The organism is Lentzea sp. NPDC060358 (assembly GCF_042725365.1).
Taxonomy (GTDB): Bacteria; Actinomycetota; Actinomycetes; order Mycobacteriales; family Pseudonocardiaceae; genus Lentzea.
Map to the genome: position 1 here is coordinate 20,519 of NZ_JBHXCW010000054.1, position 18,048 is coordinate 38,566.

Sequence of the window (18,048 nt, forward strand, 5' to 3'; positions counted from 1 at the left end):
GGGATCGCCGTGTGCCACACCCTCGGCAGCACGCAGGACCCGCCGCCGTTCGTCCAGGAGCAGTTCGACCGCGCGGGCATGAGCATCGCCGCGAAGATCGCTGTCGTGGGCCGCATGCACGACCGCGGCGTGCGTTCGATCTCCGGCACCGACGGCGGGATCGAGGCGGGCAAGCCGCACGGCATCACCGCCCACGCCCTCGGTCAGATGGTGACGACGACCTTGCCCCGCGACCGTCGCGAGTGGACGTAGTCGATCGCCGCGAGGCCCTCGGACAGCGGGAACTCGCGGTCGAGCGGCGGCCGGACCTTCCCCGCCTCGATCAGCACGCGCAGCTCGTCGAAGACGTCGGCGCGTTCCGCGGACATCAGCGGCACGAGCCGGTGCGCCACGAACACGTTCAGCACGGCCGCGCCCAGCGCCCGTTCGAACCCGCCCGTCAGCGCTCCCCCGTTCTCGGCGCCGACCAGCACCAGCGTGCCGCGCGGCGTCAGGGCCCTGCGCGTCCGCGACAGCTTCCGGTTGCCGCCGCAGTCGAGGACCAGGTCGTACGTGCCGGTGAAGTCCTCGACGGTGTAGTCGACGACCTCGTCTGCACCCAGCGCCCGCACCAGGTCGACCTTCGCGGTGCTGCACACGCCGGTCACGTGCGCGCCAAGCGCCTTGGCGATCTGCACCCCGTACGACCCGACTCCCCCGCCGGCGCCGAGCACCAGGACCCGCTGACCGGGCCGCACCCCGCGCAGCCCCTGCACCGCGGTGCCGCCCGAGATCGGCACGGCGGCCGCCTCGGCGAACGAGACGTTCCGGGGCTTGCACGCCAGCCGTGACACCGCAGCGACGGCGTACTCGGCGAACGACCCCTCGCACGTGCCGAACACCTCGTCGCCCGGTGCGAACTCCGTGACGCCGGGACCGGTCTCCTTCACGACCCCGGCGACGTCGCGCCCCGGGACCGGTGACTTCGGCCCGCGGAACCCGAACCCGAGGACGCGGACCAGGTAGGGCTTGCCGCTGAGGAGGTGCCAGGTGCCCATGTCGACGCCCGCCGACCGCACCTCCAGCAGAACCTCCCCCTCGCCCGGCACGGGCACGTCCAGGTCACCGAGCACCGCCGTTCCGTATCTTCGCTGCACGAGAGCCTTCACTCGTCTTCCTCCTCCGGGTACTGGAACACCTCTTCCAACGACACCCCGAACACGCGGGCGATCTTGAACGCGACCTCGAGCGACGGCGAGTACTTGCCCTGCTCGATGGCGATCAGCGTCTGGCGCGTCATGCCGATGGCCGCGGCGAGGTCCGCCTGCTTCATCTCGCCGTGCGCGAACCTCAGCGCGCGGATGGAGTTCGTGACCCTGGTCGGCTTCACGGCATCCCCCGCCGGTAGACCGCGAGCTTCGCGAACGAGCCGAGCACCGCGGACAGCACGAAGCACAGGTAGAGCACGTTCGCGATCCAGAAGTGCGGCACCTCGAGCATCGCGAGCACCATCGCGGTCACCCCGCCGATGACGACGAACGACTGGCCGACGTGGTCGCCGAACCGGCCGATCTCCTGGTCGCGCTCGTCGGACTGCAGCCCGTCGTGGCGCGCGGCGATGCCGAACCAGATGCCCGAGACGATGCCGGCGACGATCCCGAGCCCCATCGTCCACAGCATCGCGCCGACGTAGGGCACGTCGGCGAGAGGTCTTCCGCCGATCCGGCTCACGACGACCACCGCGTACGCCGCGTACCCCACCAGGGCGATGACGGCCAGCGCCCACGCCCGCTTCTCCTCGAACGCCACGGTCCCGCTCCCGATGTCAAAGAAACCTGACATCACCAAAGTAAAACGAACCCGACATGGTGTCAAATATCTTTTACATGATCGTTCGCGGCCGTATGGCGGTCGACTACCTCCGATCGGACCCATTACCGTGCGGCCCATGCTCCGTCCGATCCTTGTTGCGTGCGCGCTCGTGCTCACGGCGTGCGGCCACGCCGTGACGGCGGAACCCCCGGCGAACGCGAAGCAGCTCACCCCGGCCGCGGCACCGCGCGTCGCGACCCCCGACGTGTGCCCGATGCCCGACAGCGGGTTCGAGTGCGACTTCCAGAAGCGCATCAAGGCGGCGCAGGCGTACGCGGAGACCAGGCCGGGCACGACCGGCATCGTGCTGCGCGACCGCAAGGCCGGTGCGACCTGGCGCAACGGCAGCGCGGCCGACATGACGTGGACCGCGTCGACGATCAAGCTCGCGATGGTCGTGAACCTGCTGGAGCGCCACCGCGCCGGCAAGGTCAGGCTGACGGCCGACGACCGCAGGCTGATGACGGCGATGCTGCACAGCTCGGACGACGACGCGGCGGACGCGCTCTGGAAGCGCTACAACGGCACGACGTTCAACGCGGCGTTCGGCAAGTACGGCATGACGGAACTGACCGCCCAAAGAGGATATTCGTCCTCGTTCCCCTACTGGGGCTTCGAGAAGTGCACGGCCAACGACCTCGACCACCTGATCAACTACGTGCTGGACGAGGTGCCCGCGGAGGACCGCGCGTACATCGTCGGCCAGATGCGCGACGTGGGCCCCGAGCAGCAGTGGGGCGTCTGGGGTCCCGACTCCGGCGTCAAGAACGGCTGGTCGGAGGAGGACGGAGGCTGGGTGATGAACTCGGTCGGGTTCGTCGGCAAGGACGAGCGCTACACGATCGCCATCATGAACAACCTCAAGGGCGAGGGCGGCTACGACGAGGGCCGTGCCACCGACACCGAGATCACCCGCATCCTCTTCCGCTAGCACCTGTTCCGGGGCATCGGCCCGTCAGGGCATGAGCCGTCAGGGCATGAGCCCGTCAGGGCATGAGCCGTCAGGGCATGAGCCCGTCAGGGCATGGGCTCGAAGTGGAACGAGCGCAGGAAGCAGTCGCGCGGCTGGTTGACGGCGAACAGCACGCAGTCGGCGACGGACTGCGTGGTCAGCACCCCGTCGCAGGGCGTGTTCTCGTCGTCGTCGAAGTCCGGCAGGTGGAGCGAGATCACCCGGATCCCCTCGGGCCGCAGCCGTCGTGACATGAGCTCCGCGTACCGGCCCTGCCCCGCCTCGGCCGCGTGGAACGCCGCGTGCGCGACGTGCGCGGGATCGCTGCGCGACTCGGCCTCCAGCGACACGATCGTCACGACGTCGGGCCGTCGCGACCGCCGCAGCAGCGGCAGGAAGCTCTCGCTCGCCAGCACCGTCCCCGCCGCACCGGACAGGACGGTCGCCACGATCGCGTCGTCTGTGGCCTCGGAGGTGGCCTCGGAGGTGGCGAGGAACGCCGCCCCGTTGTCGACCAGCACGTCCACGTGCCCCAGCCGCTGCTCCACCTCGGCCGCGCAGCGGCGCACCGACGCCGGGTCTGCCAGGTCGCACCGCACTGCGTGCGCGCCGGGCAACGGGTCGCAGGTACGTTGTGCGGCAACGAGGTCACGTGCCGTCACCACCACCGCCGCCGCCCCCTGCGCGGCGAACCGCCGAGTGAGCGTGCACCCGAGTCCCCTGCCGCCACCGGTGATCACGACGTTCATCCCGAGATCGTGCATCCTCCACCGGACTGGAGGGCAAGTCGTCTGTGCGGCAGCGAAGATCCGCGTCTCCCGGCAGCAGCGGCGACCGTCATGGCCACTCCACCGCGCGGTGCGCGGTCGGGCGGTGCGCGGTCGGGCGGTGCGCGGTCGGGCGGTCGGGCGGTGCGCGGTCGGGCGGTGCGCGGTCGGGCGGTGCGCGGTCGGGCGGTGCGCGGTCACCGCGCGGTGTGCGATCACCGGGCCAGGTCCGGCACCTGGGCCACCAGGTCCTCCGGCGCCGACAGCCGCCACGCCTCGAACACCAGCTCGCGGAGCTCGTCCGCCGCGATGCCCTCCAGGTGCACGACGACCCAGCCGAAGCCGCCCGCCGTGAACTGCACCTCGAACACCTCGGGACGTTCCGCCACCAGCGCCAGCTGCTCGGACAGCGTCTGCTTCAGGCCGACCGTCCGCGTGCGCGGCCAGAAGTAGCCGAACACCTTGCCCCGCACGCGGAACGCGTCGTACTGCTGACCGGAGGAGCGCCGCGCCTCGGCGAGCGCGTCCACGATCTTGAAGAGCTGCTTGTCCGATGTCGCCACGCCGACCCCCAAAGCCGAAGGCACGCAGTATAAATCGGTCAAATCCGCACCGCCTTCCCCAGGTGTTCGACGATCAGGGCCGCGTGCGACAGCGGCGTGCTCAGGTCGTCGGCGTCGCCGTTCGTCGCGTAGTCGAGCAGCACGACGTCCGCGGAGCCGGCCAACTCGCGCAGCCGCGCGACCTCGGCCTGCAGGCAGTTCTCCAGCACCCAGCGGTAGGCGGGCAGGTAGATCTCCTGCCGAGCGGTGCGGTAATCGAGCAGGCGCTCGCCGGCCAGGCCCGCGCGGTGGCCCCGCACGGGTCCGAAGCGCCGGACCGTGCGCTTGAGGCCCTTCATCGACGTCACGCCGAGCTTCGACGGGTCGACGTCGGCGTCCTCGAACACCTTCAGCGCCTGCCAGACGCCTTCGACGGACGCGCTCGTGACGCCCGGCGACAGCGGGACCGGGATCCCGCCGTGCGGGTAGAACGGGCTGAACCGCACCCACGGGTCGGGACCGCGGGAGGTCACGTCGACGACCACCGCGCCCGCCCGCTGCACCTTGCGGCGCTTGCTCGCCACTTCGATCGGCATGGGTCGAGGATGGCAGGAGGGTCTGACAATTTTCGGCGATCAGCGCACCGGCTGGGCGGTCGGCACCGTGACACGGTTCCGCTGGGTCAGCACCACGCACACGAGCACGACCGCGGCCGTGGCGAGCGCGGGCCAGCCGACCGGTTCGCCGAGGACCAGCGCCGACCACATCAGCGTCAGAACCGGTTGTGCCAGCTGGATCTGACCGATCTTCGCCACCCCGCCGGCGGCCAGACCCGCGTACCAGGCGAAGAAGCCGAGGAACATCGAGATCAGCGCGACATAGCCGAAACTGAGCCACACGACGCCGTCGGCGCGCGAGAAGTCCGCTGTGTAGACCGAAATCGGGATGGTCACGGGCAGCGAGACGACCAGCGCCCAGCACACGGTGCGCGCGCCGCCCAGCTCACGCGAGAGCGCGCCGCCCTCGGCGTACCCCAGGCCGCACAGCACGACCGCGATGAGCAGGTGGACGTCGGCGATGCCCAGCGAGCCGGAGAAACCGCCGCCGGTGGCCACGAACGCCAGCACCGCGAGCAGACCGGCGCCGCTGGAGAGCCAGAACGCGAGCGGCGGGCGTTCGGAGGCGCGCAGGACCGCCCAGATCGCCGTCGACATAGGCAGCACCGCGATCACCACCGCGCCGTGGGCCGAGGTCTGGGTGGTGAGGGCCAGGGACGTGAAGAGCGGGAAGCCGATCACGATGCCCAGCGCGACGACGACCAGGCGACGCACCTGCGCCGCCGACGGACGGGGTGCACGCGATAACGCCAAGTAACCGATCGCGAGAACGCCGGCGACGAACGCGCGTCCGAAAGCGACGAACCACGGGTCGAGTCCGGCCACTGCCAAGCGGGTTGCCGGGAGCGAGAAGCTGAACCCCAGCACGCCCAGCGCGCCGAGTGTTACCCCCGCTGGCACGATAACGTTACTCTTGGCTCTCATGAACGAGGATAACGCAGCCGCCCGCGTTATCGACGACCTGAGGGCTGCCGCGCGGTCGGGCCGGGCCGGCGACCGCATGCCGTCGGTGCGCGACCTGATGGCGCGGCACCGGGCGTCGCCCGCGACGGTGCAGCAGGCCATCCAGCGCGTCGCCGCCGAGGGACTCGTCGAGGTGCGGCCCGGCCGGGGCAGCTTCGTGGCCGCCCGCGCGGCGGCGACCGCCCACGACCTGTCGTGGCAGGCCGTGGCGCTCGGCGAGGGCCGGCCGGGCGAGGACCTGGTGGCGAACCTCGTCGCCGTGCCCAAGCCCGAGGCCATCCCGCTGACCAGCGGGTACCTCGACCCCGACCTGCAGCCGACCGACGCGCTCGGCGCCGCGCTCACCAGGGCGGCGCGCCGGCCCGCCGCGTGGGGGCGCGTGCCGGTCGAGGGCAGGGACGAGCTGCGCGCGTGGTTCGCCCGCGAGGCGGGCGGCGAGCTCAGGGGCGGCGACATGACGGTGTGCGCGGGTGCCCAGGAGGCGCTCGCGACCGTGTTCCGCGGGCTCGGCGCACGCGGCGACGCGGTGCTCGTCGAGTCGCCCACCTACCTCGGCGCGATCGCCGCCGCGCGCGACGCCGGACTCAAGGTCGTCCCGGTGCCGGCCGACCAGGACGGCGTGCGGCCGGACCTGCTGCGGGCCGCGTTCGACCGCACCGGCGCGAAGCTCTTCTACTGCCAGCCTCTGCACGCGAACCCGCACGGCGCCGTGCTGTCCGACGAGCGCCGCGCCGAGGTCATGCGGATCGTCCGGGACGTCGGCGCGTTCCTCGTCGAGGACGACTGGGCGCGCGGCTTCACGATCGACGGCACCGCGCCGCCGACCCTCGCCTCCCAGGACACCGACGGCCACGTCGTCTACGTCCGCTCACTGACCAAGGTGGCCGCTCCCGGCCTGCGCGTCGCCGTGATCGGCGCGCGCGGACCGGCGGGCACCCGGCTGAAGAACACCCGCTCGCGCCAGGACCTGTACGTCGCGGGGCCGTTGCAGGAGGCGGCCATCGACTTCGTGACGTCCCCGGTCTGGCGCCGCCACCTGCGCACCCTCCAGCAGTCCCTGAGGACGCGGCGCGACGCTCTGACGCGCGCGATCGGCGAGCAACTGCCGGAGCTGCGGTTTGCGCGGTCCTCGGGCGGCCTGCACCTGTGGGCGGAGCTGCCGGACGGCGTCGACGACCTGGAGCTCACCACGGCGGCCGCGGCCCGCGACGTCGTGGTCTTTCCCGGACGGGCCTGGTTCGCCGCTGAACCGCCGGGCAGTTTTCTCCGTTTGACCTACGGCGGGGCACCCGAGCACGTGCTCGCCGAGGGCGTGCGGCGACTGGCCGGCGCGATGGCCGCAGTGCGGCGGTGACCGGGTCGAGTGAATTGCACCATTCATTAACTTGACTCATTCCAGAAAAGACGGCAGGGTGACGGCCGTGCCCACGGCTTCCGACTTCGAGCGCATGTTGCGTGGAGCGTCACTGCGGGTGACGGCTCCGCGGATAGCGGTGCTGTCCGCGGTGCACACCCACCCGCACGCCGACACGGACTCGATCATCGGTGTCGTGCGTCAGAACCTCGGCGCGGTCTCCCACCAGGCCGTCTACGACGTGCTCCGCGCGTTGACAGGAGCCGGCCTGCTGCGCCGCATCGAGCCCCAGGGCTCGGTGGCGCGCTACGAGGCCCGCGTCGGGGACAACCACCACCACGTCGTGTGCAGATCCTGCGGTGCCATCGCCGACGTCGACTGCGCTGTCGGCCACGCACCGTGCATGGACGCATCCGACGACCACGGGTTCGTCATCGACGAGGCCGAGGTCATCTACTGGGGCACCTGCCCCGCGTGCACGACCGCCGCGAAAAGTTCCTGAACCACCCGGAAGGATTCTCGTGTCCGACAGCACTGACGCCAAGGTGGACGAGTCGAAGGGCGAGTGCCCGGTCGCTCACAGCCGGCGCAGCCACCCCAGCGAGGGCGGCAGCAACCGCGACTGGTGGCCCAACCAGCTCAACCTCCGGATCCTCCGCAAGCACCCCGTCCAGGCCAACCCGATGGGCGGTGACTTCGACTACGGCAAGGAGTTCCTGACCGTCGACCTGGACGAGCTGGCGCGCGACGTCGACGCCGTGCTCACCGAGTCGAAGGCCTGGTGGCCCGCGGACTTCGGGCACTACGGCCCGTTCATGATCCGCATGGCGTGGCACAGCGCGGGCACGTACCGCACGCACGACGGCCGTGGTGGCGCCGGCGCGGGCATGCAGCGCTTCGCGCCGCTGAACAGCTGGCCGGACAACGGCAACCTGGACAAGGCCCGCCGCCTGCTGTGGCCGGTGAAGAAGAAGTGGGGCAAGAAGGTCTCCTGGGCCGACCTCATGATCTTCACGGGCAACCGCGCCCTGGAGACCATGGGCCTCAAGACCTTCGGCTTCGCCGGCGGCCGCAACGACGTGTGGGAGCCGGACGAGGACGTCTACTGGGGCCCCGAGACCGAGTGGCTCGGCGGCGACGCTCGCTACAGCGGCGAGCGCGACCTGGAGACGCCGCTCGCGGCCGTCCAGATGGGCCTCATCTACGTCAACCCCGAGGGCCCCAACAGCAACCCGGACCCGCTGTCGTCCGCCCGCGACATCCGGGATACGTTCGGCCGCATGGGCATGAACGACGAGGAGACCGTCGCCCTCATCGCCGGTGGCCACACCTTCGGCAAGGCGCACGGCGCGGGCGACCCGTCGCTGGTCGGCGCCGAGCCCGAGGGCTCGCTGATGGACGCGCAGGGCTTCGGCTGGATCAGCACCCACGGCACCGGCAGGGGCCGTGACGCGATCACCTCCGGCCTCGAGGTCACCTGGACCCAGAAGCCCACCGAGTGGACGAACCTGTTCTTCAAGAACCTGTTCGAGTTCGAGTGGGAGCTCACCAAGTCCCCGGCGGGCGCGCACCAGTGGAAGCCGAAGGGCGACGCGGGCGCCAACACCGTGCCCGACCCCGAGGACGGCACCCTCAACCGCCAGCCGATGATGCTGACGACGGACCTCGCGCTGCGCGTCGACCCGATCTACGAGCCCATCTCGCGCAGGTTCGCCGAGGACCACGAGGCCTTCACCGAGGCGTTCTCGCGCGCCTGGTTCAAGCTGACCCACCGCGACATGGGCCCGATCCAGCGCTACCTCGGCCCGCAGGTGCCGCAGGAGGAGCTGATCTGGCAGGACCGCCTCCCGGTCCGCGACCACGAGCTGATCTCCGCCGACGACGTCGCCGCGCTCAAGGCCAAGGTCCTGGAGTCCGGCCTCTCGATCTCGCAGCTGGTCAAGACCGCGTGGGCCTCGGCCGCGTCGTTCCGCCAGAGCGACAAGCGCGGCGGCGCCAACGGCGCCCGCATCCGCCTCGAGCCGCAGCGCGGCTGGGAGGTCAACGAGCCCGACCAGCTCGCGCAGGTCCTGCGGACCCTCGAGGGCGTGCAGGAGTCGTTCAACAGCTCCGCGACCGACGGCAAGAAGGTCTCGCTCGCCGACCTGATCGTCCTCGGCGGTGCCGCGGCGATCGAGCAGGCCGCCAAGGCCGCGGGCCACTCCGTCGAGGTGCCGTTCCTCGCCGGCCGGGTCGACGCCTCGCAGGAGCAGACCGACGCCGAGTCGTTCGCCGTCCTCGAGCCCGTCGTCGACGGCTTCCGGAACTTCGGCGGCAAGGCCACCCCGCTGCCGTCCGAGTACCTGCTGATCGACAAGGCCAACCTGCTCGGCCTGTCGGCACCGGAGATGACCGTGCTCGTCGGCGGCCTGCGGGTGCTCGGCGCCAACCACGGTGGTTCTTCCGCCGGCGTGCTGACCGCCAAGCCGGAGACGCTGACGAACGACTTCTTCGTCAACCTCCTCGACATGGAGACCGAGTGGAAGTCGACCTCCGAGGACGAGGAGAACTTCGAGGGCCGCGAGCGGTCCACCGGTGCGGTTCGGTGGACGGCCACCCGCAACGACCTCGTGTTCGGGTCCAACTCCGAGCTGCGTGCGGTGGCTGAGGTCTACGCCAGTGATGACGCCTCCGAGAAGTTCGTCGTGGACTTCGTCTCGGCCTGGAACAAGGTCATGAACGCGGATCGGTACGACGTCTGATCTCCTTGGCTCGTTTGGGGTGCCCCCAGGTCGTTCTCGGCCTGGGGGTGCTCTTGTTCTCGGGTGGGTTTGGCGTGGCTGGGTCGGGTGAGTGAGGAACGGCGTGGTTGCTTCCTGCGGGGGCCGTGTGAGTTCCGGCGTGCTCATGCACCTCTGCCGAAGTGCGTGTGTTCATCGCCGCTAGCGCGCGATAGCGATTCGGGGCTTGACCTCGGAGCCCTTGCGAGGCGCTGGGCCGGCCGGAACAGGCCGGTAGCCTCGCGACCGGCCGAGCCGCGAGTGGCAGCACCTCGCAGCCGACGTCAAGCGCCAATCGCACAGGCACTGGGCTCTACCAGCTCACGGCGGCTCACAGGGAAGGCGGCTCGCAGAGAAGGCGGCTCGCAGAGAAGGCGGCTCGCAGAGAAGGCGGCTCGCTTCGCATCGCCCTTACGGGCGTGCTGTGGTTGTTTCGGCTCGCTTCGCATTGCCATTGGGGGGTGCCTCGGCTTCGCCTTTGGCCTGCGTTGCGGACCCGTCCTCAGCGGCTGAGTCGTGGCAGGACCTCCGTTGCCTCCGGGTCGCCCTTCGCGCGTTGGCGCAGGCGGGTCGCCACGAACAGGATCGTGGCGATCGCCACCGCGGCCAGGACGAGTTTCTGGAAGACGCCCGCGTAGGCCTCCACCCGGTGCCAGTTCTCGCCCAACGCGTAGCCCGCGCCCACGAAGATCGAGTTCCAGATCAGGCTGCCCAGGGTCGTGAGGAGCAGGAACTTCGGGAAGTTCATGCGTTCCACGCCCGCGGGGAGCGAGATGAAGCTGCGGAAGAGCGGCACCATGCGGCCTAAGAACACGGCCTTGGTGCCGTGGCGGGTGAACCAGGCCTCGGTCTTGTCGAAGTCGGTCACCCTGACCAGGGGGATGCGGGCCACCAGGAGACGGGTCCGGGTGCGGCCCAGCAGCAGGCCCGCGACGTAGACGACGACGGCTCCCGCGACTGAGCCCAGGGTGGTCCAGAAGAGGGCCGCGGGGAGGGTGAAGACGCCCCTGCTCGCGGAGAATCCCGCCAGCGGGAGCACCAGTTCGCTCGGGATCGGCGGGAACAGGTTGTCCAGGCCCACGACGACCGCCGCGCCCACGCCTCCCAGCGACTCCATCAGGTTTACCGCCCACTCGGCCAGCATTGTTCTTTCCCCTCAGACGGGACAAAAGGTCGAGGTCAACGCTAGGAAGCAGGAGGAGTCCGGGCCATGAGGTAAACCCTCGTGAATGGTGCGGGAAACCGCAGTCCGGGATTACGGGAAACCGCAATGCCGGGGGCTTGGAGGGCCGTTACGGTGGCGGTTGTGCAGCAGGACGAGCAGCTCGGCACCGGGTCGTTGGTGCGGGGGTGGTTCCGGACTCTCTACGGGGTGTTGGTGGGGACCATGACCGCGGTGCCCGGGCTCGGGGCGGCGGTGCTCGGGCTCGGTGTCGTGCGGATGACCGAGGTCGAGCTCGGCCGGATCGGGCGGTACGGCGAGGCGGCGGAGGTCGATCCGCTGACCGCGCGGCGGTGCCGGCGTTACCTCGGCGTGCGGTGGCTCGTGGGCGGGCTGGGCGCCGGGGTGCTGCTGATGCTGGGGCTGTACGCCGTCACGGCGCTGTCGATGGTCACGGCGTGGCTGTTCGACGGCTCGTGGGGGCTGATCAAGGACGGCGACGTCGTCGACACGCGGCTGATCCTCGTGGCGGCGGTGCCGGGGGTGTTGCTCGTCTTCGCGGCGCTCGCGGGTGTCAGCGGGGTGGCGGCGCTGGACCGGTGGCTCGCCACCACGATGCTCGGCCGCAGCCGGCACACGGCGCTGCGGCAGCGGGTCGCCGAGCTGACGAGCACGAGGGCCGAGGTGATCGAGGCGATCGACGACGAGAGGAGGCGCATCGAGCGGGATCTGCACGACGGTGTCCAGCAGCGGCTCGTCGCGCTCGGCATGTTGATCGGGAGGGCTCGGCGCGCCGGCGGGGAGGAGCAGTTGCAGGCCCTGTTGCGGCAGGCGCAGGACACCGCGGGCGAGGCCATCGACGAGCTGCGGGAGGTGGCCACGCGGGTGTACCCGGCCGTGCTCGACGACTCGGGCCTGGACGCGGCGCTCGAGGTGCTGGCCGAACGGGCCGGGGTGCGGGTCGAGATCAACAACGAGCTGGAGACCTCGCCGGGCACGGCGCTGGAGGCGGTGCTCTACTTCGTGGCGTCCGAGGCCGTGGCCAACGCGGCCAAGCACGCCGGGCCGTCGGTCGTGGAGATCTCGCTGTGGCCGGCGGAGGGGCACGTCGCGCTCATGGTCTGGGACGACGGCATCGGTGGCGCCGACCCCGCGGGCAGCGGGTTGTCGGGGCTCGCGAGGAGGGTCAAGGCGGTGGACGGCACTTTCAACGTGGCCAGCCCGTTCGGCGGTCCCACGCGGATCATCGCGAGGGTGCCGTGCGCGTGATCCTGGCCGAGGACTCGACGTTGCTGCGCGAGGGCCTGGTCCGCCTGCTCGGCGAGGAGGGCCACGAGGTCGTGGCGGCCGTCGGCACCGCGCCCGAGCTGCTCAGGGCGACCGAGGACCACCAGCCCGACGTCGTGGTCACCGACGTCCGCATGCCGCCCGGCCACAAGGACGACGGCATGCGCGCCGCCCTGGAGATCCGCGAGCGGTGGCCCGCGATCGGCGTGCTCGTGCTGTCGCAGTACATCGAGAACCGCTACGCCACCGAACTCATCACCGCCACCGGCGGCAAGGTCGGCTACCTGCTCAAGGACCGGGTCGCCCAGGTCGACGAGTTCCTGGAGGCGCTCGACCGCGTCGCGGCGGGCGGCGCGGCGTTCGACCCGGAGGTCGTCCGCCGCCTGCTCACCAGGACCTCGCACGTCGACCCGCTCGAAACCCTGACGGAGCGGGAGAAGACCGTCCTCGAACTGATGGCGCAGGGCCTCACCAACACGCGCATCTCCGAGACCCTGCACGTGTCGCTGAGCTCCACGGAGAAGCACATCAACTCGATCTTCGACAAGCTCGGCCTCGGCGGCGAGTCCGGTCTGAGCCGCCGGGTGCTGGCCGTCGTCCGCTACCTGGGCAGCTGATGCTCGACCGGCTGCTGCGCACGCCCGGCGCGACGCTCGCGCGCGGCACGTTCAACGACGCCGTGGTGGTGCCGGGCCGGTGGGTCGCGCGCTTCCCCCGCCGGGACCTGGCCGACGCGCGGCGCCGGACGAGGGCGCTCGACCGGATCGGGCGGCTCGGGCTGCCCTTCGCCGTGCCGGAGGTCCTCGACGACAGGCTGGACCTGCCGCTGGGCGAGGCGCACGTCGTCCTCTCCCACCTGTCCGGCGAGCAGACGGAGACCGCGAGCGACGAGGCGGTCCGGGAGGTGCTGGACGCGCTGGCCGCCGTCGACCCGGACCCCGGACTCGTCGCGCTGCTGGACGAACCGCTGCGGCACGCGGGCGGGGCGGCGGTCGCCGAGACGATCACCGAACTCGTGTTCCCGCTGCTCACCGACGACGAACGCGACCAGGCCGGCCAGGTCTTGCGCCGGTTCGCCGCCCTGCCCGGCGTCACCGGCTTCGTGCACGGCGACCTGGCGCCGGTCAACCTGCGCTGGCACGGCGGAAAGGTCAGCGGGATCCTCGACTGGGACTTCGCCTGCGTCGGCGATCCGGCGCTCGACGCGGCGGCGTTCGCCCACTACGGGTGGCCCCTGGTCGAACGGGTCCGGCCGGCCGACTACGACCGCGCGCTCACCCACGCCGCGATGTTCCCGCTGACCGGCGCCGCGTCCGCGATCAGGCAGGACGTGGCCCCGGACCGGTTCCTCGCGTGGTTCCGCCGCCGCTGCGCCGTGCGGCAGCACCCGCCGACGTCGAGAGCCCATTGAGCGGCGATGAATCCGAAGCCGGAGAACGACTTCACCCGGACGGATGAGTTGATCACTATGATGGTCGGGTGCCCCTGAGACGCCGCCCTCTTGCGTTGCTCGCTGCGGTCGCACTCCTCGGTGCGGTCACAGCGTGCACGAGCGAGGCGGCCGGCGAGCCGGTCGGCAAGGCCGCGTCCCCACCGGCGCCCACGGCGCAGACGAACACCCCGCCGCCGCGGGACAGGCTGAAGCTCACCGTCGAGAACGGCAGGCAGAGTCCCGGAACGGTGATCGCCGGGGTCGGCGACGCGGTCTACAACTACGCGCCCGCCGTGATGCTCGACCAGGGCAAGGTGCGCACCTGGTGGTGCAGCCAGATGGGGATCGCGGCGCCGAACGGCGACGACGTCCTCTACAGCGAAGGGCCCGGCGCCGACGGGCCGTTCACGACGGCGCACCCGGTGTTCTCCGGCAGCGGCGGCAGCTTCGACGCCATGCACACGTGCGACCCGTCGCTGGTCAAGATCGGCGACACGTACTTCATGTACTACACGGGCGCGAGCAGGGACGACCACGCCAACGGCAGCTCGGTCGGGGTCGCCACCAGCAAGGACGGGCTCAGCTGGACGCGGGCCAACGGCGGGCAGGCGATCCTCGGGTCCTCCGGCGACATCATCCGCGAGAACACCTACGGCACCGGCCAGCAGTCGGCCATCTACCTCGACGGGTGGGTGTACCTGCTGTTCACGGACACGACCGGGTTCGCGGGGGCTGCGAACGGCGCCGGTCAGTACGTGCTGCGGTCGAAGGACCCGCTGTTCACCACGGGCGTCGAGACGTTGAGCCCGCAGGGGTTCAAGCCCGTGCGGAAGACCAACGAGGCGCGCACGCGGTCCGTCGTCGAGGCGTTCAGCGCCGACTGGATGTGGATCGCCGCGGCGTCGGCGTTCGCGATCGCCCACTCCACCGACGAGGGCACCACGATCACCTTCTGGAACAAGGAGTTCACCCGCCACCCGTACGACCCGGTGGTGATTCCCGGTGTCTGGAGGGAAGGTCCGGGGCTGGTGCGCACGCCGGAGGGGCACGCGCCGATCCACGCCGGAGGGCCGTGCGACAAGGTGGGCATCGACGTCCTGCGCGCCACCACGATGGATTCGGGCGCTCCGACCAACATCCGCCACTTCGGCATCGACGCGCTCGGCCTCAACGGGTGTGCCACGCCGGAGGAGGCGGAGGTGCTCGACGGGTTCTCGGTGCCCTCCCCCGAACGCACGGCCGACGTGGTCGTCGGCGGCAGGGTCGTGCGGTTCGAACGCGGCTCCGCGGCGGCGAAGTACGCCCGCGGGGTGATCGGGTGGCGGCCGAAGATCGTCGACTCGTTCCAGGTCGCGGTGCGGGTTCCGGCGTCGGTGCCCGCGGTGCTCGGGCCGGACGGGCTCGCGGGGCTGCTCGTCGGCGACAAGCTGGTCGTCATCAAGTCGCTCGAGGTGGCGCAGTCCAACTCGTCCGAGGTCACCGTCGTGACGCGGGAGCAGTGGGACCGCTACGACCGCCTGTCGGGCTGACCCCCTATCGTGCCCGTGTCGAATCGGACACGGGGGCCTCGGATGACGACCGCAGAACGATTAACCCTGCACGCGGGCACCACAATTCCGGTACCTGACGAACCAGCGCACGAACGGGCGTGGTTCGGCATGGTGGCCGCTTTCGCCGGGTCGATGGCGTTCCTGCTGCTGATCCCCGCCGGCTGGGCGCGACTCGACCGCCTGTGGGCGGAGGACGGTGCCGTGTTCACCGTCCAGGCCCGCCTGCACCCGTTGCCGCACAACCTGTTCGAGCCGTACGGCGGTTACCTGCACACGGCACCGCGCCTGGTCGCCGAGGTCGCCGCACTGCTGCCGATCGAGTGGACCGCCGCCGTCTTCGCCCTCACGGCCGCGGCGCTGCGGGCGCTGGTCGCGCTGATCGCCTTCGCGGGCAGCAGGGCTTGCATCGAGTCGACACCGCTGCGGTTCGCGCTGGCAGCACTGGTGATCGTGCTGCCGGTGGGCAACTCCGAGCCGTTGAACAACATGGCGAACCTGCACTGGTTCCTGCTGTTCGGCACGTTCTGGGCCTTGGTGTGGCGCAACGCTCCGAGCGTTCCGGTCGCGTCATTCGTCTTCCTCACCGCGCTGTCGAGCCCACTGGCGTTCGTGCTGCTGCCGATCGCCCTGGTGCGGATGTTCTTGCCGCGCAGGGAAGTTCCGATCGCGTTCATCGTCGGTCTGGTCGTGCAGGCCGTGGTGATGGCCCTCTCCACGAGGACGGCGTACTCGCAGGACCAGGCCGATCCGGTGCAGGTGCTGCTCGCGAGCCTGCTGCGGGTGCCGGTGGCGGCGTTCACCGGTTCGGAGAAGCTCGGCGACTTCTACCCCGCGATGGGCAACTCCGTGATCGTGGCGGCTCTGGTGGTCGCGCTGGTGCCGATGGCGGCGGGCGTGCGGTTCGGCAACCGCGCCACCAGGACGCTGATCGTCACGTCGGCCGTGCTCAGCGTCGTCGTCATCGTCGTGTGCCTGGTGCTGAACTGGGCCCTGGTCATGCAGGTCCAGCAGCCGGGCGTCGTGCTGGCCGGGCAGCGCTACAGCGTCGCGCCGTGCCTGTTCCTGTTCACCGCGATCCTCGCGGGGCTCGACCGGACGCCGGCGCCCGCCTGGGGACGCGCGGTGGTGGCGGGCAGCCGGTACGTGGTCGGGCTCCTGGTCGTGGTGAGCGTCTTCTGGTTCCTGCAGGAGACGACACCGGTGCTCAGGGGCGTGCCGTGGGACGAGAGCGTCGCGAACGCGCGCCTGGCGTGCGCGGAGGGCTCCGGGAACGCCCGGCTCGAGCAAGCGCCGGAGGACTGGGCGTTCACCGTTCCTTGTGACGAGTTGGGCTGAACTCGTCGAAACCGCGGGTGCTCGTCAGACGTACCGGCATGACGACGATCGGCACTCGCCGCCGATCCGGCCTGCACGGTGGCGTACCGGTTGCGGGGCACGAATCTCGCGCTGGAGAGCGACGCGCACCGCGCAACCGGAGAGTCCACTTGGGACAGTGTCGCCGCCGCGCACCGCGCGGTGGACTGGCCCGCCGAGCGCGAGGGCGCGGCGTTCACCGCGCCCAGCGGCGCTACGCGGCAGGCGTTCGACTGAGGAAGTCCTGGTAGAAGGCGCGGAACGAGCGGGCGGGCCGGCCCGTCACGTCCTCGACCGTCGTGGTGACCCGGTCCTCCGCGCCGGCGCGGATGTCCTCGTCGAGCCCGGCGAGCAGCGCGGCGAACTGCCTCGGCACCGACCGCGCGATCCGCTCGGTCATCTCCTCCGCGCCGACCGACCGGTGCCGGACCACGCGACCGGTGAGGTCGGAGATGATCGCGGCCGCGTCGGAGTAACCGAGCGCCTCGGGACCGGTGATCACGTGCTCGGTGTTGTGCGGCACCGGATCCGTCAACGCGCGGGCGGCCACCGCGGCGATGTCGGCCGCGTCGACGAACCCGACCCGGCCGTCGCCGGTCGCCGTGACGATCTCACCGTCGCGGACACCGGCCGCGACCTGGTGGTCGCCGGTGAAGTTCTGCATGAACCACGACGGGCGCAGCACGGCCCACTCCGGCACGGTGCGCACGAGTGCGGGGAGAGCGCCCATCCCCGAGGCGCTCTCCGGCACCGCGGACGAGCTCAGCAGCACCACCCGCCGCACGAGTCGCGCCTGCGCGAGGAACGACTCGACCACCGGTGCGGGGTCCACGACCCCCACCGGAGGGATGAGGTAAACACCGTGTACCCCGTCGAGCGCGCCTTCGAACGTCGCGGGCACGTCCCAGTCGAACCGGACCTGGCCGGGCGCCGCGGGCGTGCGGGTGGCGACGCGGGCGCCGGGCAGCAGCGCGGCGAGCCTGCTGCCGGTCGTGCCGGTGCCGCCGATGACCAGCACGCTCATGCGCGCCACTCCTGCAGGTGGATCGGGTTCCAGTAGTCGCGGTAGTTCACGATCTCGCCGTCGCGGGTGGTGAACACGACGATGTACGAGTACCGGTACGGCTCACCGGTCGCGACCAGGACGCCCTCGATGTCGAACTCGACGACCGCGACGTCCGGGTCCGTGCTCTGGTGCACGACCTGCTTCGGGATGGCCCGCACGTCGAACGTCTTGGTGTAGTCGCGCACGTAGTCCTCGACCGCGGCGCGGCCTTCGAGGCGGGACGGCCAGCCGGGCGGCGCGAACGGGAACTCCGCCACGCCGTCGACCGCCCACAGCCCGGCGAAGCCGATCATGTCCTTGTCCAGCAGCAGTTGCAACGCCCTCGGGATGAGGTCCACGAAGTCCTCCGAAAGAAATGGACGAGACGGTCCCGTCCCGTCCACAACGTTAGGC

Annotated in this window: 21 protein-coding genes; 11 read left to right on the forward strand and 10 right to left on the reverse strand. The window is 71.0% G+C overall.

The genetic code is table 11. The annotated features are described in order from the left end of the window. The first annotated feature begins 9 nt into the window (after nucleotides 1-9). Entirely contained in the window at nucleotides 10-252 is a 243-nt protein-coding gene (locus tag ACFWGZ_RS14570; RefSeq protein ID WP_382451982.1) for a hypothetical protein, read from the forward strand. On the opposite strand, the gene ACFWGZ_RS14575 is transcribed toward ACFWGZ_RS14570, so the two are convergent. The 3 genes from ACFWGZ_RS14575 to ACFWGZ_RS14585 are packed head-to-tail and all read right to left on the reverse strand — an operon-like array spanning nucleotide 204 to nucleotide 1,821. Beyond that, nucleotides 204-1,148: an NAD(P)-dependent alcohol dehydrogenase gene (locus tag ACFWGZ_RS14575; protein ID WP_382451983.1), complete on the reverse strand. Its 945-nt coding sequence runs from the start codon at nucleotides 1,146-1,148 to the stop codon at nucleotides 204-206. The genes ACFWGZ_RS14570 and ACFWGZ_RS14575 overlap by 49 nt on opposite strands. Then, entirely contained in the window at nucleotides 1,145-1,312 is a 168-nt protein-coding gene (locus ACFWGZ_RS14580) for a helix-turn-helix transcriptional regulator (RefSeq protein ID WP_382452003.1), read from the reverse strand. The genes ACFWGZ_RS14575 and ACFWGZ_RS14580 overlap by 4 nt, the downstream gene beginning before the upstream one ends. A 53-nt stretch (nucleotides 1,313-1,365) precedes the next feature. Further along, complete coding sequence (locus tag ACFWGZ_RS14585) at nucleotides 1,366-1,821, reverse strand: hypothetical protein (RefSeq protein ID WP_382451984.1); 456 nt, start codon at nucleotides 1,819-1,821, stop codon at nucleotides 1,366-1,368. 106 nt (nucleotides 1,822-1,927) lie between these two features. Between ACFWGZ_RS14585 and ACFWGZ_RS14590 the strand changes: the two genes are divergently transcribed. Then, nucleotides 1,928-2,782, forward strand: coding sequence for a tat pathway signal sequence (locus ACFWGZ_RS14590; protein WP_382451985.1), 855 nt, complete (start codon nucleotides 1,928-1,930; stop codon nucleotides 2,780-2,782). 86 nt (nucleotides 2,783-2,868) lie between these two features. On the opposite strand, the gene ACFWGZ_RS14595 is transcribed toward ACFWGZ_RS14590, so the two are convergent. From ACFWGZ_RS14595 to ACFWGZ_RS14610, 4 genes are all read right to left on the reverse strand, one after another. Beyond that, nucleotides 2,869-3,552, reverse strand: coding sequence for an SDR family oxidoreductase (locus ACFWGZ_RS14595; protein ID WP_382451986.1), 684 nt, complete (start codon nucleotides 3,550-3,552; stop codon nucleotides 2,869-2,871). Between the two features lie 233 nt (nucleotides 3,553-3,785). Then, complete coding sequence (locus tag ACFWGZ_RS14600) at nucleotides 3,786-4,133, reverse strand: MmcQ/YjbR family DNA-binding protein (RefSeq protein WP_382451987.1); 348 nt, start codon at nucleotides 4,131-4,133, stop codon at nucleotides 3,786-3,788. 38 nt (nucleotides 4,134-4,171) lie between these two features. Next, nucleotides 4,172-4,708 carry a DUF6939 family protein gene (locus ACFWGZ_RS14605; RefSeq protein ID WP_382451988.1) on the reverse strand — a complete coding sequence of 179 codons (537 nt, stop codon included), beginning with the start codon at nucleotides 4,706-4,708 and terminating at the stop codon, nucleotides 4,172-4,174. A gap of 39 nt (nucleotides 4,709-4,747) precedes the next feature. Continuing rightward, nucleotides 4,748-5,629 carry a DMT family transporter gene (locus ACFWGZ_RS14610; RefSeq protein WP_382451989.1) on the reverse strand — a complete coding sequence of 294 codons (882 nt, stop codon included), beginning with the start codon at nucleotides 5,627-5,629 and terminating at the stop codon, nucleotides 4,748-4,750. A gap of 22 nt (nucleotides 5,630-5,651) precedes the next feature. On the opposite strand from ACFWGZ_RS14610, the gene ACFWGZ_RS14615 reads away from it, so the two are divergent. From ACFWGZ_RS14615 to katG, 3 genes are all read left to right on the forward strand, one after another. Continuing rightward, entirely contained in the window at nucleotides 5,652-7,046 is a 1,395-nt protein-coding gene (locus ACFWGZ_RS14615; RefSeq protein WP_382451990.1) for a PLP-dependent aminotransferase family protein, read from the forward strand. Between the two features lie 67 nt (nucleotides 7,047-7,113). Further along, on the forward strand, nucleotides 7,114-7,548 hold the full coding sequence (locus ACFWGZ_RS14620) for a Fur family transcriptional regulator (protein WP_382451991.1): 435 nt from the start codon (nucleotides 7,114-7,116) through the stop codon (nucleotides 7,546-7,548). A 19-nt stretch (nucleotides 7,549-7,567) separates the two neighbouring features. After that, nucleotides 7,568-9,787, forward strand: a complete 2,220-nt coding sequence (gene katG, locus ACFWGZ_RS14625) for a catalase/peroxidase HPI (RefSeq protein ID WP_382451992.1) — start codon at nucleotides 7,568-7,570, stop codon at nucleotides 9,785-9,787. A gap of 520 nt (nucleotides 9,788-10,307) precedes the next feature. On the opposite strand, the gene ACFWGZ_RS14630 is transcribed toward katG, so the two are convergent. Further along, nucleotides 10,308-10,949: a DedA family protein gene (locus ACFWGZ_RS14630; RefSeq protein WP_382451993.1), complete on the reverse strand. Its 642-nt coding sequence runs from the start codon at nucleotides 10,947-10,949 to the stop codon at nucleotides 10,308-10,310. Between the two features lie 162 nt (nucleotides 10,950-11,111). On the opposite strand from ACFWGZ_RS14630, the gene ACFWGZ_RS14635 reads away from it, so the two are divergent. From ACFWGZ_RS14635 to ACFWGZ_RS14660, 6 genes are all read left to right on the forward strand, one after another. Beyond that, nucleotides 11,112-12,236, forward strand: a complete 1,125-nt coding sequence (locus ACFWGZ_RS14635) for a sensor histidine kinase (protein ID WP_382451994.1) — start codon at nucleotides 11,112-11,114, stop codon at nucleotides 12,234-12,236. After that, nucleotides 12,227-12,871 carry a response regulator gene (locus tag ACFWGZ_RS14640; RefSeq protein ID WP_382451995.1) on the forward strand — a complete coding sequence of 215 codons (645 nt, stop codon included), beginning with the start codon at nucleotides 12,227-12,229 and terminating at the stop codon, nucleotides 12,869-12,871. Before ACFWGZ_RS14635 ends, ACFWGZ_RS14640 begins: the two co-directional genes overlap by 10 nt. Further along, complete coding sequence (locus tag ACFWGZ_RS14645; RefSeq protein WP_382451996.1) at nucleotides 12,871-13,665, forward strand: phosphotransferase family protein; 795 nt, start codon at nucleotides 12,871-12,873, stop codon at nucleotides 13,663-13,665. Before ACFWGZ_RS14640 ends, ACFWGZ_RS14645 begins: the two co-directional genes overlap by 1 nt. A gap of 68 nt (nucleotides 13,666-13,733) precedes the next feature. Further along, entirely contained in the window at nucleotides 13,734-15,215 is a 1,482-nt protein-coding gene (locus ACFWGZ_RS14650) for a beta-xylosidase (RefSeq protein WP_382451997.1), read from the forward strand. Nucleotides 15,216-15,257: 42 nt separating this feature from the next. Then, the gene (locus ACFWGZ_RS14655) at nucleotides 15,258-16,571 is read left to right on the forward strand and encodes a hypothetical protein (protein ID WP_382451998.1); all 1,314 of its coding nucleotides are present in this window, start codon (nucleotides 15,258-15,260) and stop codon (nucleotides 16,569-16,571) included. A gap of 90 nt (nucleotides 16,572-16,661) precedes the next feature. After that, nucleotides 16,662-16,826 (forward strand): hypothetical protein, encoded by a 165-nt coding sequence (locus tag ACFWGZ_RS14660; protein ID WP_382451999.1) that lies wholly within the window; start codon nucleotides 16,662-16,664, stop codon nucleotides 16,824-16,826. Here ACFWGZ_RS14660 and ACFWGZ_RS14665 read toward each other — a convergent pair. Further along, nucleotides 16,804-17,613: an ergot alkaloid biosynthesis protein gene (locus ACFWGZ_RS14665; protein ID WP_382452000.1), complete on the reverse strand. Its 810-nt coding sequence runs from the start codon at nucleotides 17,611-17,613 to the stop codon at nucleotides 16,804-16,806. The genes ACFWGZ_RS14660 and ACFWGZ_RS14665 overlap by 23 nt on opposite strands. Beyond that, on the reverse strand, nucleotides 17,610-18,048 hold a 439-nt coding region (locus tag ACFWGZ_RS14670), incomplete at its 5' end, for a nuclear transport factor 2 family protein (protein ID WP_382452001.1). The genes ACFWGZ_RS14670 and ACFWGZ_RS14665, both read right to left, overlap by 4 nt.